A 14,412-nucleotide genomic window follows, 5' to 3' on the forward strand; every position below is an offset into this window, starting at 1 on the left:
GTAACCCAAAAATAAACTGCCTGAGAGGATGCCGGGTAAAAAGTCATCTTATCATAAGCATCGGATATTACTTGCAATATAGAAAATTAAGTTGAAATAAATCCAGCGTTCCGCCATGGAAACTTATGCCTTGAAGGAACCCAGCAAACGGTGGCGGAAGCGCCGCGAGATTAGCCACAGCGCCAACGCCAGGGCCGTAAATGCCAGCTGGCCCGAGGCCAGCCACAGCACGGAGCCGGACAGCAGGGGCGAAATCACGCCGGCTACCACGGCGCCGAGCAAGGTGCTGGCGAACGACTGGCACGAAGCGACCGTGCCGCGGATATGCGGGAACAGGTCCAGCGCCAGCAGGGTCGCGCCCGGCCCCACCAGCGACATGCCGAAGGTGTAGAAGAACAGGGGCAGCACCGACCAGGGCAACGAGGGCGGCAGGAACAGGTGGTATATGACATTGACGCTGGCAGCGCACAGCAGGAAGGCAAAGCCGATGCCGATCTGGCGCGCGAACGTGACCTTGCCGGCGATGCGGTTGGCCGCCAGGGCGCCCATGAAAATCCCGCTCACGCACGGGATGAAGAGCCAGCCGAACTGCGACGGCCCCAGGTGCAGCTGTTTGGGCAGCATTTCCGGTGCGGCCGTGATGAACAGGAACAGGCCAGCGAAATTGAGGGCGACGATGCCGGCCTTGATGTGGAACAGGGGCGAGCGCAGGATCTGGCCATAGCTCGATGCCAGGAAACGGGGATTGAAGGGCTGGCGCTTTTCCATCGGCAAGGTTTCAGGCAAGCGCCAGTAGCAGAACGCCAGCAGGATCACCGTGTAAAAGGCGAGGAACAGGAAAATCGAGCGCCAGTCGAACCAGATGACGATCCAGCCGCCAAGAATCGGCGCCACGGCCGGGGCGATGGAAAAGATCATCGTCACCAGCGACAGCAACCGCGCGGCCGCCGCATCGGAATACAGGTCGCGGATAATGGCGCGGCTGATCACCACGCCGGCGCCGGCCGAGACGCCCTGCATGATGCGGAAGAACCACAGATAGTGCACCGTGTGCGCCGAAGCGCAACCGAGCGAGCCGATGGCAAACATCAGCAGCGACACAAGGATGACATTGCGCCGGCCGAAGGTATCCGAGATAGCCCCATGCCACAGCACCATGCCGGCAAAGGCCAGCATGTAGAACGTCAGCGACTGCTGCACTTCCAGCGGCGACGCCTGCAGCGAACCCTGGATCGCGCCAAAGGCGGGCAGATACGTGTCGATCGACAGGGGACCCAGCATCGACAGGCCGGCCAGCATCATGGCCAGTGCACCGCGGCTCAGCGGTGCCATGTGGCTCGGGGTGGGAGGCGGAACGGGCGTAACCGGGTCGGGCGGCACATCGGCAGGAGGGGTGGGAAACATGGCGGATCCAAAGTAGCGCGCGGACCGGTTACGGTCCGCGCGCGGGGTTACTGCGGGTGTCTTGCTGTGAACGCTTACTGCTGTGGTTTGGGTTTGGCTTCTTCGCGGCGATTGTATCCCGCCACCATGTCGAAACGGAACAAACGGCATTCCAGCGCGCCGTTGAAGAATGGCGTCTTGCGCGCTTCCTTCAAACGCAACAGCTTGGGCAAGCCCAGGTCGGCCGTGAACAGGAACACGGTCCAGCCGGCGAAGCGCTGCTTCAGGGTCGTGCCCATGGCCGAATAGAAGGAGGTCGACAATTCATCTTCCGGGATGGTGCTGTCGCCGCGCACACCGATACGTTCGCCGTACGGCGGATTGGTCAGCATGATGCCTGGCACATCGCTAGGCGGCTTGACTTCCTGCGCCTCGATCTGTTTCAAGGGCACGTCGAAGCGCACGCCGGCGCAACGCAGATTATGGCGCGTCATAGCCACCATGTCGCCCGAAATGTCGCTGCCGAAAATGGTCGGTTCCGCTGGAAGCGGATTGACCTTGATGGCGTTTTTCATGGCATTCCATGGCGCCGGATCGAAGTCATGGAAGTTCTCAAAGGCGAACTGGCGCGTAGCACCCGGCGGAATGCCTTGCAGCATCTGCGCCGCTTCGGCCAGGATGGTGCCGGAGCCGCACATCGGGTCGAACAGCACCATGCCCGGCTTCCAGCCCGATACGCGCAGCAGGCCGGCGGCCAGGTTTTCGCGCAACGGCGCGTCGCCCGTCTCTTCACGCCAGCCGCGCTTGAACAGGGCTTCGCCCGAAGTATCGAGGTAGACGGTAAACGTGTGTGCGTCAAGGAAGCCGACGATGCGCATGTCCGGCGTCTTGGTGTTGACTGATGGACGCTCGTTGAACTGGTCGCGGAAGCGGTCGCAGATCGCATCCTTGATTTTCAAGGTGGTAAATTCCAGGCTGCGCAGCGGAGATTTCACCGCCGTGACGTCGACGCGAATCGTGTGGTGCACGCCGAACCAGTCTTCCCAGGATTGCGCCAGGGTCAGATCATAAATATCGTTTTCCGTCTTGTAGCCGGAATGGGCCATGCGCATCAGCACGCGCGAAGCGATGCGCGAATGCAGGTTGATGCGGTAGGAGTCCAACAGGTCGCCCGAGCAGTGTACGCCGCCTGGTACCTGATTATGGACCTTCATGGTCGAACTATCCTGGGCGATCTCGCCCAGTTCCTCGGCCAGCGCCGCTTCCATGCCGCGCGGGCATGGGCAAAAATATGAAGCCATAATTAGGATACCTTTTATCCGTTAAAAACAATTTTACTTAAAAGCAAATGAAATCTGGGGTCAGACCCGACGGGTCTGACCCCGGTACTAACTACTTTACTGCCAGCGCCCGCTCGACAAAATCGAGGCGGTCCTGGCCCCAGTACCCTTCGCCATCGACGATGTACCACGGCGAACCGAAGACGCTGGCGGCGGTGGCCGCTTCCGTATTGGCATCATATTCGGCCTGCACGCTGGCCGTTTCCGACGTCTTCAGCAACTGGCGGCCATCGAAGCCGGCATCAAGCGCGATCTGCACCAGGGTTTCCTCGTCGCCGATGTTGCGCTCTTCAGCCCACAGGCCGCGCATGATGGCGTGGGCCAGATTCAGCGACGCCTCCACGCCGTGCGCCAGGCGCGTGGCGATGATCAGCTTGGCCGATGCTTCCGGCGACACGGGGAAGAACTTTGGCTGCAAGGTCAGTGGCACTTGCAAAAAGGCCGACCAGCGCGCCAGTTCGGCCAGGCGATACGCCTGGCGCTGCGGCGCGCGCTTGGCCAGCGGCAGGCCGCCCGAAACACTGAAGACCTTGCCCAGGTCAAAGGGGCGCACGTCAATCTGTGCACCCGTCTTCGCGGCGATGGCCATCAGGCGCGCGTGCCCCAGGTAGGTCCACGGCGAGTGGGGCGCGAAGAAATACTGCACGACTTTGCTCTGGCTTGCACTCATCTCGATTCCCTTAGAAAGGCTTGACCACGACCAGCACGACGACGGCCAGCAGCATCACCACCGGCACTTCATTAAACCAGCGGAACCAGGTGTGGCTGCGCTTGTTGATACCTTTTTCAAACTTGCGCAGGATGGAACCGCAGGCGTGGTGGTAGCCAAGCAGCAGCACCACGAACGTCAGCTTGGCGTGCATCCAGCCCGGTATCTTCACGCGGCCTTCACCCCCACCGTACAGCATCCACATCAACGCCAGCCCCAGGACCATCGCCGGCAGCGCCAGCAGGGACATGAAGCGATACAGCTTGCGCGCCATCAGCAACAGTCGCTCGGTGGCCACCGTTTCCGTCTCCATCGCCAGGTTCACGAAAATACGCGGCAAATAAAACAGGCCGGCAAACCAGGACATGACGAAGATGATGTGAAAGGCTTTGGTCCAGAGAAAGAGCATGGGGTTCCCAGTGTCGAGGTGGAGAAAAATGAGAGCACGGGCCGCCTTGTGGGCAACCCGCGAAAGAGGCTATTTACGGACTTCGCCGTGGCCAAATACCACGTACTTGAGCGATGTCAGGCCTTCCAGTCCCACCGGGCCACGCGCGTGCAGCTTGTCGTTCGAGATACCTATCTCGGCGCCCAGTCCATATTCAAAACCATCGGCAAAACGCGTCGATGCGTTCACCATCACCGAGGCGGAATCGACTTCGCGCAGGAAGCGCAGCGCATCGCTGTAATCTTCCGTGATGATGGACTCGGTGTGCTTCGATGAATACTGGTTGATGTGGTCCATCGCTTCGTCGATGCCGTCGACCACCTTTACCGACAAGATCGCCGCCAGGTATTCGGTGCGCCAGTCTTCTTCGGTGGCGGGCACCAGGTGCGGATAGGAAGCGGCGGCCAGGATCGCATGGCTTTCAGGATCGGCACGCAGTTCCACCTGCTTGGTCAGGTACAGTTCGGCCAGCTGCGGCAGCACGGTAGCGGCAACGGCGCGCGACACCAGCAGGGTTTCCATGGTGTTGCAGGTGCCGTAGCGGTGACACTTCGCATTGAAGCCGATATCGATCGCTTTCCTGATGTCGGCCTTGGCGTCGATATAGACGTGGCAGATGCCATCGAGGTGCTTGATCATCGGCACGGTAGCCTCTTCCATCAGGCGCGCGATCAATCCCTTGCCGCCGCGCGGCACGATGACGTCCACGTATTGCGGCATGGTGATGAGGGCACCGACGGCGGCGCGGTCGGTGGTGTCGATCACTTGCACGGCATCGGCCGGGAGACCTGCTCCCAGCAAGCCCTCTGCCACCAGCTTGGCCAGCGCGCGATTGCAATGAATGGCTTCCGAACCACCGCGCAAAATCGTCGCGTTGCCGCTCTTGATGCACAGGCCGGCGGCGTCCACCGTCACGTTCGGGCGCGCTTCATAGATGATGCCGATGACGCCCAGCGGCACGCGCATCTGCCCCACCTGGATGCCTGTCGGGCGGAATTTCATGTTCGAGATCTCGCCGATCGGGTCGGCCAGCGCGACGATTTGCGTCAAGCCTTCGACCATGGTGGCAATGGCGGCGTCGGACAGGGTCAGACGGTCAAGCATGGCCGGCGCCAGGCCGGCGGCAGCAGCCGCATCGAGGTCGCGCTGGTTGGCAGCGCGCAGCAGGTCCGCGTCGCGCACGATGGCGGCGGCGATCAGGGTCAAGGCGCGGTTGCGCGTGGCGCTATCGGCACGCGCCATGGCGCGCGAAGCGACGCGCGCGCGCGTACCCACGTCCTGCATATATTCTGTGATGTCCATGCTCGTATCCATAGTGTAAGAACCTAACCTCGGGCGATCTTCAGGCCCAGCTGCAGCATGGCATCCCAGGCATCGCCTGCATATCCCTTGGCGCGCAAGCCCTTGATCATCTTGTCAACCTGCGCCGCCTGCTGCAGCGCCGCTTCCAGCACGGGCAGCGAAATGCGCCGCAGGGCCGGTTCCATCATCCGCTCGCGCGGTCCCCAGATGCGGTATTCCTTCAGCAGCGCGCCCAATGGGCGCCCTTGTGCCATCCCGGCCTTCAATTTTAACAGCGTGCGAATTTCCTCGGAGACGGCCCACAAAACCAGCGGCAGCGCCTCACCCTCGCCTTTCAAGCCTTCGAGCATGCGCACCAGGCGCGCCGGATCGCCGGCCAGCATGGCTTCGGACAGCTTGAAGACATCGTAGCGGGCCACGTTCAGCACCGCGTCCTGCACTTGCTCATACGTCAGCTTGCCCGCTGCATGCAGCAAGCCCAGTTTCTGGATTTCCTGGTGTGCCGCCAGCAAATTGCCCTCCACCCGTTCGGCGATGAAGTCGATGCTGGCCCGTTCGGCACTTTGTCCCTGCGCGGCCAGGCGCTGGGATATCCACGCAGGCAACTGTGCCCGCTCCACATTCGGAATCTCGATATATACGGCCGCCTGCTGCAGGCTGGCGACCCACGCCGCCTTCTGCGTGGCCCAGTCCAGCTTGGGCAAGGTGATCAGCGTCAGGTTGTCGGGGCTGAGGTTTTTCGCATAGCTTTGCAACGCCGCCCCGCCATCCTTGCCCGGCTTGCCGGTAGGGATGCGCAGTTCGATCAGTTTCTTATCGCCAAACAGCGAAAGCTCCTGGTTTGCCGCCAGCAGTTCGCCCCACTTGAAGCTGCGCTCCACCGTCAGCACGTCGCGTTCGGAATAACCCTGCGCGCGCGCTGCGCGGCGGATCTTGTCGGCCGCTTCCAGCGCCAGCAAGTGCTCGTCGCTGGTGATCACATATAGCTGCGCCAGCGGCTTGGCCACATGCCCGTCGAGCGCGTCTATCCGCAATTGCATGGCGTCCCCGTTACTGCTGCGGGGCTGCCGGCGCGACCGGAGTCACAGGCGCCACTGGCGCCACCGACATGGCCGGCAGCACCGGCTTGATGGCGGCCAGGCGGCGCATGATCTGCTGGACCAGGTCGTTGCGCATGTCGCGGTACAGCGCCGCCTCCTCGGTTTCCTTGGCCAGTACCTGCGACTCGTCGAAGGTGATCGGACGCACCAGGCTGATGGTCGTCGGTGCCAGCAACTGGTTGCCCGCCTTGTCCACGACGCGGAAATTGATCGAATAGCCAAGTTGATACTCTTGTACGCGGCCATTTTTGTTCAGCGACAAAATGGTCTTGGTACGATTCCTCTCCGGGTCGGTGAGCACTTCAAGGACAGCGTCGGCGCCATCCTTGGTGTCGACCACCTCCGTGCTGCCAATGGCGCGGATATAGCGCTTCAGGCCGATCGCCAGCGGCGATGTCTCGGGCAAGCCGATGTACATCGTCGCGAACGGCAGCATGAAACTGCCGTTCGAACCGCGCAAATGAAAGCCGCAGGCCGACAGCAGGACGGTCAGGCCCAACGCCAGCACGGCGCGGCGGCCCAACAGCGATACTTGAGAGGAGGTCGTCATGATTACACCACGATGCTGATTAACTTGCCTGGCACGACGATGATCTTCTTCGGCGTGGTCTCGACGTACTTTTGCACACTTTCGCACGCCAGCGCAGCCGCTTCGATGCTGGCCTTGTCAGCATCCTTGGACACCGTGATCGAGCCGCGCAACTTGCCATTCACCTGGATCATCATCTCGATCTCGGACTGCTCCAGCGCTTGCGGGTCGACTTGCGGCCACGGCGCGTTGAGCAGGTCGCCCTGCACGCCGGCGTAACCCAGCTCTTGCCACAGCACGTGGGTGATGTGCGGCGCGACAGGATTGAGCAGGCGCAGGAAGATGGAGAAGCCTTCGGCGATCAGGGCCTTCGACTGCGCGCTATCGTCCAACTTGGCCGATTCCAGCGTATTGAGCATCTTCATGCAGGCCGAGACCACGGTGTTGTACTGGATGCGCTTCAAGTCGTAATCGGCTTGCTGCAGCAGCTTGTGCAATTCGCGGCGCAGGTTTTTCTGCGCGTCGCCGGTGGCCGGTGCGGCGCCGCCAGCCAGTGCGGCTTGAATCGTGGCCGACTGGGCGTAGCCGAAGTTCCACACGCGGCGCAAGAAACGGTTCGCGCCTTCGACGCCGCTGCCCGACCACTCCAGCGTCTGTTCCGGCGGCGAAGCGAACATGGTAAACAGACGGGCAGTGTCGGCGCCGTACTGCTCGATCTGCGCTTGCGGATCGATGCCGTTGTTCTTCGACTTCGACATTTTTTCCGTGCCGCCGATTTCCACCGGCTGGCCATCGGCCACCAGGATGGCGCTTTGCGGACGGCCCTTGTCATCGAGCGACAGGCGCACGTCGTCCGGGTTGAACCAGGTGGTCTTGCCCACGGCATCCTTGCGGAAGTACGTTTCGTTGAGCACCATGCCTTGCGTCAGCAGATTGACGAACGGCTCGTCGAACTTGACCAGGCCGAAGTCGCGCATGATCTTGGTCCAGAAGCGAGCGTACAGCAAGTGCATGACGGCGTGTTCGATGCCGCCGATGTACTGGTCCATCGGCATCCAGTAATCATTGCGCGCGTCGACCATGGCGTCGTTCGAGCCTGGCGAGGTATAGCGCATGTAATACCACGACGAATCGACGAAGGTATCCATGGTGTCCGTCTCGCGGCGCGCCGGCTTGCCGCACTGCGGACAGTCGCACTGCAAAAAGGCTTCATATTTGTTCAGCGGATTGCCCGTGCCATCGGGCACGCAGTCTTCCGGCAGCACCACCGGCAGATCTTTTTCCGGCACCGGCACCACGCCGCAATCGGCGCAATGGATCATCGGGATCGGCGTGCCCCAGTAGCGCTGGCGCGAAATACCCCAGTCGCGCAGGCGGAACGTGGTTTTCTTTTCGCCCAGACCCAGCTCCGCCAGGTCGGCGGCCACCGCATCGACGGCGGAAGCGAAATGCAGGCCGTCATATTTGCCGGAGGCGATGCAGACGCCATCCTTGCTGCCATACGATTCCTGCCAGGCGTCCGTCGAAAACTCCTGGCCCTTGACTTCGATCACTTGCTTGATCGGCAGATTGTATTTCTTGGCAAAGCCGAAATCGCGTTCGTCGTGTGCCGGCACGCCCATCACGGCGCCATCGCCGTAGGTGATCAGGACGTAGTTGCCGACCCACACTTCCACTTGCGCGCCCGTCAACGGATGCGTAACGAACAGGCCGGTCGGCATGCCCTTCTTCTCCATCGTCGCCATGTCCGCTTCGATCACGGAACCGAGTTTGCATTCGGCGTTGAAGGCGGCCAGCGCAGGATTGGTTTGCGCGGCGTGGATGGCCAGCGGGTGCTCGGCGGCCACGGCGCAGAAGGTCACGCCCATGACGGTGTCCGGACGGGTGGTAAACACATACAGCTTGCCGTCGCCGATCAGGGCGCCATTCGCGTCCTTGATTTCATGCGGGAAGGCAAAGCGCACGCCCGTCGACTTGCCGATCCAGTTGGTCTGCATGATGCGCACGCGCTCGGGCCAGCCCGGCAGCTTGTCGTCCACATAGGCCAGCAACTCCTCCGCGTAATCGGTGATGCGCGCGTAGTACATGGGGATTTCGCGCTTTTCGATCAGCGCGCCGGAACGCCAGCCACGGCCATCGACCACTTGTTCGTTGGCCAGCACGGTCTGGTCGATCGGGTCCCAGTTCACGGTACCGGTCTTCTTGTAGATGATGCCTTTTTCCAGCATCTTCAGGAACATCCACTGGTTCCACTTGTAGTATTCGGGCTTGCAGGCGGTCATTTCGCGCGACCAGTCAATGGCCAGGCCCATCGATTCCATCTGCTGCTTCATGTGAGCGATATTCGAGTACGTCCATTGCGCGGGCGGCACGTTGTTGGCCATGGCCGCATTTTCCGCCGGCATGCCGAACGCGTCCCAGCCCATCGGCATGAGCACGTTGTAGCCGTTCATGCGCAGATAGCGGTACATCACGTCATTGATCGTATAGTTGCGCACGTGACCCATGTGCAGCTTGCCCGAAGGGTAAGGCAGCATCGAGCAGGCAAAATACTTGCCTTTTGGGAAACGCGGGTCGTGTTCGACGGCTTTATAGGCGTCGATCGCCTTCCAGTGCGATTGGGCGGCTTGTTCGACGTCGGCGGGACTATATTTATCTTGCATGATGTGCGGCCAATAGTGGATATGAACCGAGCATTATACTGGTTGTCGCCGCCTGATAGCGCGGCACGCTGGCGGCCCGGGCCGGCAAATTTTGGCAGGCGCACGATTACGCTATGTCATATGCAAAAATATATATGCAACAATCTTATTCTTTACTTCAAGTCTTGCCATGATCGTCTACCAGGAATATATGCCCATTCCCGCCCTGCGGCCCTGGCTGGACTGTGTCTGGACGTGCCGCGTGCAGACGGACGCGACGCCCCTGACACACCAGGTCTTGCCCGACAATTGCATCGACATCCTGTGCCAGGACCAGCAGGATGCCAGCTTTGCCGTGGGCATGATGACGGCGCCGATTGCCGTTGTCAGCCACGGTCTCGTGCAGACGGTGGCGGCCCGCTTCAAGCCGGGCGCGGCGGCACGCTTCTTCCAGCTGCCCTTGTGCGAACTGAGCGATGGCCGCACGGGGCTGCAGCAGTTGTGGGGCCGCGAGCTGGCAGCGCGCCTGGCTGACGCGCTGTGGAGCGAGCCCTTGTCCAACGCGCAAAGAGTTTCCATTTTGCAAGATTATCTGCTGCTGCGCCTGCGCACAGCGCCGCCACGGCGCCAGGCCACTGCAGCCGGGCATGCCATCGCGGCCATCGAGGCGGCATCCGGCCAGGTACGCGTGGAGGGACTGGCCGCACAGTTGGGCGTGTCGCGCCAGCACCTGGCGCTGCAATTTCGCCAGCACGTCGGCATCAGCCCGAAATTGTTTGCCCGTATCTGCCGTTTTCGCGCCGCCAGCAAGGGGCTGACACACCTGGCGGGGCAGCCAGACTGGGCGCAAGTGGCCTTGCAATTCGGTTATTTCGACCAGTCGCACCTGATCCACGATTTCCAGGATTTCGCCCACACTTCGCCCGAAGCCTGGCTGACGGGCCGACGCGCGTGAGCAGCTTCCATTTTTCCAATCGCGCGGCGCGCGCCGGTGGCATGATGACGCCAGGTATTTCGCCGACTATGTCAACCAACAGGAGCAGAACATGATCAAGGGCTTGCGCACCGTCACCTATCCCGTCCCCGACCTGGACAAGGCCAAGGCCTGGTACAGCCAGGTATTTGGCACCACGCCGTATTTCGACCAGCCTTTTTATGTGGGTTTTGCCATCGGCGGCTTCGAGCTTGGGCTGCTGCCAGGCGGCGAGCCAGGCACGCAAGGCAGCGTGACCTACTGGGGCGTGGACGGCATCGAGCAAGAAGTCGAGCGCATTATCAAGCTGGGCGGCACCCTGCACCATCCGATCACGGACGTGGGCGATGGCATCCGCACGGTGGAATTGCTCGACCCGTTTGGCAACCAGATTGGCCTCATCGACAATCCCCATTTCGACACTGGCAAAGTCGCTTAAGCCGCTTCGCCCTGCAGCCATGCGCGGAATTGCTGCAAGGCCGTCTTTTCATGCGCCGTTTCGGGCGTGATCAGGTAATACGCCCGCTGGCCGCGTAGTGGGCGCTCGCATACGATGCGCAGTTCGCCACGCGCCAGTTCCGCTTCGACCAGCATGCGCGGCAGCAGGACTGCACCTTGCCCTTGCACGGCCGCCATGGCCAGCATGGAAAACAGTTCGTAGCGGGCGCCATAGTGCACCCCATCGCGCCCCTCTCCCTCGACCTGCATGGCGTCAAACCACTGGCGCCAGGCGCCCGGACGCGTACTTTGTTGCAACAAGGTCAGTTCCAGCAAGTCCTGCGGCTGCCAATGGCTGCGCGCCGCCAGCAGACGGGGACTGGCGACGGGCACGATTTCTTCATGCATGAGCAAGGTGGCGCGCGTGCCAGGCCAGCGTGCCAGCTGCTCTGGCGTGCCCGCGTACAGGGCGCCGTCGTATTCCGTATCGGCAAACATGAACGGTTTCGTATAGGCATCGATATGCACGACGATGTCGGGATGCTGTCCCGCCAGCGAGGACAGCCGTGGCATCAGCCAGCGTGTGGCAAAGGTGGGCACGGAAGCGAGCTGCAAGGCGCCGCCACCGCCCTGGCGCGCCATGGTATCGAGCGTGTCGCGCTCCAGACCATCGAGGCGCGCCGCGATCTGGCGCGCATACGCGGCGCCGGCGCTGGTCAGCAGTACGCCATGGCGCGTGCGCTGGAACAGTTGCACACCGAGAAAACTTTCCAAGGACGATATCTGCCGCGACACGGCGCTTTGCGTCAGCGACAGTTCGCGTGCCGCGTGCGTGTAGCTCTGGTGGCGGGCAGCGGCCTCGAAACAATGTAAAGCTTGCAGCATCGGAATTTTGCGTGACATGGGGCTTCCTGGCCGGTGAAAGATACCAGTATGCCGCAAGATATGCATAACAAGCATATCTGGGTGCAAAAAAATCGTTTGCGCAAGGCTAGGCAAGAACCTACCATGAGCCATATTCAATCTTGCGCCGATCACCGGCGCTCACCTGCGAGGCCTGTGATGAGCAAAACCGTATTCGACTGGAATTCCCCCCTGCTGCTGGAAGAACAACTGACGGGCGACGAACGCGCCGTGCTGGAAGCGGCCCGCGACTATTGCCAGGGCAGCCTGGTGCCGCGCGTGCTCGAATCGTTCCGCCATGGCCGCACGGATGCCGCCATCTTCCGCGAAATGGGCGAACTGGGCTTGCTGGGCACGACGATACCCGAAGAATACGGCGGCGCCGGCCTGAACTACGTCTGCTACGGCCTGGCCGCGCGCGAAGTAGAGCGCGTCGATTCGGGCTACCGCTCGATGATGAGCGTGCAATCGTCGCTGGTGATGGTGCCAATCAATGCCTTCGGCAACGAGGAAACCAAACAGAAATACCTGCCGAAACTGGCAACGGGCGAATTCATCGGCTGCTTCGGCCTGACAGAACCGAACCACGGCTCCGATCCTGGCAGCATGGTCACGCGCGCGCGCAAAGTGCCGGGTGGCTACAGCCTGTCCGGCGCCAAGATGTGGATCACCAACAGCCCCATCGCCGATGTGTTCGTCGTCTGGGCCAAGGACGATGAAGGCGCGATCCGCGGTTTCGTGCTGGAAAAAGGCTGGAAAGGCCTGTCGGCGCCGGAAATCCATGGCAAGGTCGGCTTGCGCACCAGCATCACCGGTGAAATCGTCATGGATGAAGTATTTTGCCCGGAAGAAAATGCCTTCCCCGACGTGCGCGGCTTGAAAGGCCCGTTCACATGCCTGAACAGCGCCCGCTACGGCATCGCCTGGGGCGCACTGGGCGCGGCCGAAGACTGCTACCTGAAAGCGCGCCAGTACACGATGGACCGCCAGCAATTCGGCCGCCCTCTTGCTGCGAATCAATTGGTGCAAAAGAAACTGGCGGATATGCTGACGGAAATCACCATGGGCTTGCAGGGCTGCTTGCGCCTGGGCCGCATGAAGGATGAGGGTTCGCCTGCCGTGGAAATCACGTCTATCATGAAACGCAACAGCTGCGGCAAGGCGCTCGATATTGCCCGCATGGCGCGCGACATGATGGGCGGCAACGGCATTTCCGACGAGTTCGGCGTCATCCGCCACCTGGTCAACCTGGAAGTGGTCAACACCTATGAAGGTACGCACGATGTGCACGCGCTGATCATCGGCCGCGCCATCACCGGCATCGCCGCCTTCAACTAATGGACGCCTTGGCTTCCACCCTCGCCTCCACCTTGCGGCCCGCGCCGCTGACCGGTTTGCGCGTGCTGGACCTGTCGCGCGTGCTGGCCGGCCCGTGGGCCGGGCAATTGCTGGCAGACCTGGGCGCCGACGTGGTCAAGGTTGAACAGCCGGGCCGCGGCGACGACACGCGCTCGTGGGGACCGCCCTACCTGAAAGATGAAGACGGACGCGATACGGCCGAGGCCGCCTACTTCCAGTGCGCCAACCGTAACAAGCGCTCGCTGTGCATCGACCTGGCCGCCCCTGAAGGCCAGGCGCTGGTGCGCCAGTTGGCAGCCGAAGCAGATGTCTTGCTGGAAAATTTCAAATTGGGTGGCTTGAAACAATATGGCCTCGATGCGGCCAGTTTGCTGGCACTCAACCCGCGCCTCGTGTACTGCTCCATCACGGGCTTTGGCCAGGATGGACCATACGCGGCGCGCGCCGGCTATGACTTCCTGATCCAGGGTATGGGCGGCCTGATGAGCATCACGGGCGTGCCCGATGGCCAGCCGGGCGCCGGGCCGCAAAAAGTGGGCGTGGCGCAAACGGACATCATGACAGGCCTGTACGCCACCATCGCCGTGCAAGCGGCGTTGGCCGAACGCGAACGCTCGGGGCTGGGCCAGCATATCGACCTGGCCTTGCTGGACGTGCAAGTGGCGGCGCTGGGCAACCAGGCAGCCAATTACCTGTGCGGCGGCAAGGTACCCCAGCGCATGGGCAATGCGCATCCAAACATTGTTCCATATCAAGACTTTCCCACGGCCGATGGCGACATGATTTTGGCGATCGGCAACGACGGACAGTTTTCCCGCTTCTGCACCGTCGCCGGCCACCCGGAATGGGCGCAGGACGAGCGTTTCATGACCAATCCGCAGCGCGTGGCGCACCGGGCGGTCTTGATCCCCTTGATGCGCCAGACCACCGTGATGCGCACGACGGCCGAGTGGATCAGCGCCTTCGAGGCGCAAGCCGTGCCGTGCGGTCCCGTCAACCGCATCGACCAGGTCTTTGCTGACCCGCAAGTGCTTGCGCGTGGCTTGAAAGTGGAGATGCCGCATCCGACGGCGGGCACGGTGGCGCTGGTGGCCAACCCCGTGCGCCTGTCCGCCTCCCCGGTGCAGTACCGCTTGCCGCCGCCGTTGCTGGGGCAGCATACGCAGGAGGTATTGCAACAGTGGCTGGGATTGGAGAGTGCGGAGATTGACGGCTTGCGCGAGCGCAAGGTGGTATAAATGTTGGTCGTCTGGACGTAGGTCGGATTAGCGCTTGTGCGTAATCCG

General features: G+C 61.9%; 13 protein-coding genes. 4 read left to right on the top strand and 9 right to left on the bottom strand.

Annotation, left to right across the window (positions count from 1 at the left end):
- Positions 1 to 123: 123 nt before the first annotated feature.
- From ACQ4WZ_RS17800 to leuS, 8 genes are all read right to left on the bottom strand, one after another.
- A complete protein-coding gene (locus ACQ4WZ_RS17800; RefSeq protein WP_208327675.1) occupies positions 124 to 1,404 on the bottom strand; it encodes a multidrug effflux MFS transporter in 1,281 nt (426 codons plus the stop codon).
- Positions 1,405 to 1,478: 74 nt separating this feature from the next.
- Complete coding sequence (locus tag ACQ4WZ_RS17805) at positions 1,479 to 2,684, bottom strand: THUMP domain-containing class I SAM-dependent RNA methyltransferase (RefSeq protein WP_373918266.1); 1,206 nt, start codon at positions 2,682 to 2,684, stop codon at positions 1,479 to 1,481.
- Positions 2,685 to 2,775: 91 nt separating this feature from the next.
- Complete coding sequence (locus tag ACQ4WZ_RS17810) at positions 2,776 to 3,393, bottom strand: 2-hydroxychromene-2-carboxylate isomerase (protein WP_101483001.1); 618 nt, start codon at positions 3,391 to 3,393, stop codon at positions 2,776 to 2,778.
- 10 nt (positions 3,394 to 3,403) lie between these two features.
- Positions 3,404 to 3,841, bottom strand: a complete 438-nt coding sequence (locus ACQ4WZ_RS17815; protein WP_101483002.1) for a CopD family protein — start codon at positions 3,839 to 3,841, stop codon at positions 3,404 to 3,406.
- A 69-nt stretch (positions 3,842 to 3,910) separates the two neighbouring features.
- On the bottom strand, positions 3,911 to 5,182 hold the full coding sequence (locus tag ACQ4WZ_RS17820; protein ID WP_101483003.1) for a glutamate-5-semialdehyde dehydrogenase: 1,272 nt from the start codon (positions 5,180 to 5,182) through the stop codon (positions 3,911 to 3,913).
- Between the two features lie 23 nt (positions 5,183 to 5,205).
- Complete coding sequence (gene holA, locus ACQ4WZ_RS17825; RefSeq protein ID WP_092802781.1) at positions 5,206 to 6,222, bottom strand: DNA polymerase III subunit delta; 1,017 nt, start codon at positions 6,220 to 6,222, stop codon at positions 5,206 to 5,208.
- A 10-nt stretch (positions 6,223 to 6,232) separates the two neighbouring features.
- Positions 6,233 to 6,832, bottom strand: coding sequence for an LPS-assembly lipoprotein LptE (locus ACQ4WZ_RS17830; RefSeq protein ID WP_101483004.1), 600 nt, complete (start codon positions 6,830 to 6,832; stop codon positions 6,233 to 6,235).
- A gap of 2 nt (positions 6,833 to 6,834) precedes the next feature.
- Entirely contained in the window at positions 6,835 to 9,474 is a 2,640-nt protein-coding gene (gene leuS, locus ACQ4WZ_RS17835) for a leucine--tRNA ligase (RefSeq protein WP_133989172.1), read from the bottom strand.
- Positions 9,475 to 9,664: 190 nt separating this feature from the next.
- Here leuS and ACQ4WZ_RS17840 point away from each other — a divergent pair, with 190 nt between their 5' ends.
- Positions 9,665 to 10,408, top strand: coding sequence for an AraC family transcriptional regulator (locus ACQ4WZ_RS17840; RefSeq protein ID WP_436574125.1), 744 nt, complete (start codon positions 9,665 to 9,667; stop codon positions 10,406 to 10,408).
- A gap of 91 nt (positions 10,409 to 10,499) precedes the next feature.
- Positions 10,500 to 10,865: a VOC family protein gene (locus ACQ4WZ_RS17845; RefSeq protein WP_101483006.1), complete on the top strand. Its 366-nt coding sequence runs from the start codon at positions 10,500 to 10,502 to the stop codon at positions 10,863 to 10,865.
- Here the strand turns inward: ACQ4WZ_RS17845 and ACQ4WZ_RS17850 are convergent.
- Entirely contained in the window at positions 10,862 to 11,767 is a 906-nt protein-coding gene (locus tag ACQ4WZ_RS17850; RefSeq protein WP_166674683.1) for a LysR substrate-binding domain-containing protein, read from the bottom strand. The two genes, ACQ4WZ_RS17845 and ACQ4WZ_RS17850, sit on opposite strands and share 4 nt — an antisense overlap.
- Positions 11,768 to 11,926: 159 nt before the next feature.
- Here ACQ4WZ_RS17850 and ACQ4WZ_RS17855 point away from each other — a divergent pair, with 159 nt between their 5' ends.
- Both ACQ4WZ_RS17855 and ACQ4WZ_RS17860 read left to right on the top strand, forming a co-directional pair.
- The gene (locus ACQ4WZ_RS17855; RefSeq protein WP_034778773.1) at positions 11,927 to 13,105 is read left to right on the top strand and encodes an acyl-CoA dehydrogenase; all 1,179 of its coding nucleotides are present in this window, start codon (positions 11,927 to 11,929) and stop codon (positions 13,103 to 13,105) included.
- An 8-nt stretch (positions 13,106 to 13,113) separates the two neighbouring features.
- The gene (locus ACQ4WZ_RS17860) at positions 13,114 to 14,364 is read left to right on the top strand and encodes a CaiB/BaiF CoA transferase family protein (RefSeq protein WP_373918271.1); all 1,251 of its coding nucleotides are present in this window, start codon (positions 13,114 to 13,116) and stop codon (positions 14,362 to 14,364) included.
- Positions 14,365 to 14,412: the final 48 nt, after the last annotated feature.

Origin of the sequence: Janthinobacterium darwini, from assembly GCF_051380905.1 — a bacterium.
Taxonomy (GTDB): domain Bacteria; phylum Pseudomonadota; class Gammaproteobacteria; order Burkholderiales; family Burkholderiaceae_D; genus Janthinobacterium.

Bases quoted from the DNA above. Each gene is read 5' to 3' on its own strand.
- ACQ4WZ_RS17800 (WP_208327675.1), bottom strand. From the start codon at position 1,404: ATGTTTCCCACCCCTCCTGCCGATGTGCCGCCCGACCCGGTTACGCCC.
- ACQ4WZ_RS17805 (WP_373918266.1), bottom strand. From the start codon at position 2,684: ATGGCTTCATATTTTTGCCCATGCCCGCGCGGCATGGAAGCGGCGCTG.
- ACQ4WZ_RS17810 (WP_101483001.1), bottom strand. From the start codon at position 3,393: ATGAGTGCAAGCCAGAGCAAAGTCGTGCAGTATTTCTTCGCGCCCCAC.
- ACQ4WZ_RS17815 (WP_101483002.1), bottom strand. From the start codon at position 3,841: ATGCTCTTTCTCTGGACCAAAGCCTTTCACATCATCTTCGTCATGTCC.
- ACQ4WZ_RS17820 (WP_101483003.1), bottom strand. From the start codon at position 5,182: ATGGACATCACAGAATATATGCAGGACGTGGGTACGCGCGCGCGCGTC.
- holA (WP_092802781.1), bottom strand. From the start codon at position 6,222: ATGCAATTGCGGATAGACGCGCTCGACGGGCATGTGGCCAAGCCGCTG.
- ACQ4WZ_RS17830 (WP_101483004.1), bottom strand. From the start codon at position 6,832: ATGACGACCTCCTCTCAAGTATCGCTGTTGGGCCGCCGCGCCGTGCTG.
- leuS (WP_133989172.1), bottom strand. From the start codon at position 9,474: ATGCAAGATAAATATAGTCCCGCCGACGTCGAACAAGCCGCCCAATCG.
- ACQ4WZ_RS17840 (WP_436574125.1), top strand. From the start codon at position 9,665: ATGCCCATTCCCGCCCTGCGGCCCTGGCTGGACTGTGTCTGGACGTGC.
- ACQ4WZ_RS17845 (WP_101483006.1), top strand. From the start codon at position 10,500: ATGATCAAGGGCTTGCGCACCGTCACCTATCCCGTCCCCGACCTGGAC.
- ACQ4WZ_RS17850 (WP_166674683.1), bottom strand. From the start codon at position 11,767: ATGTCACGCAAAATTCCGATGCTGCAAGCTTTACATTGTTTCGAGGCC.
- ACQ4WZ_RS17855 (WP_034778773.1), top strand. From the start codon at position 11,927: ATGAGCAAAACCGTATTCGACTGGAATTCCCCCCTGCTGCTGGAAGAA.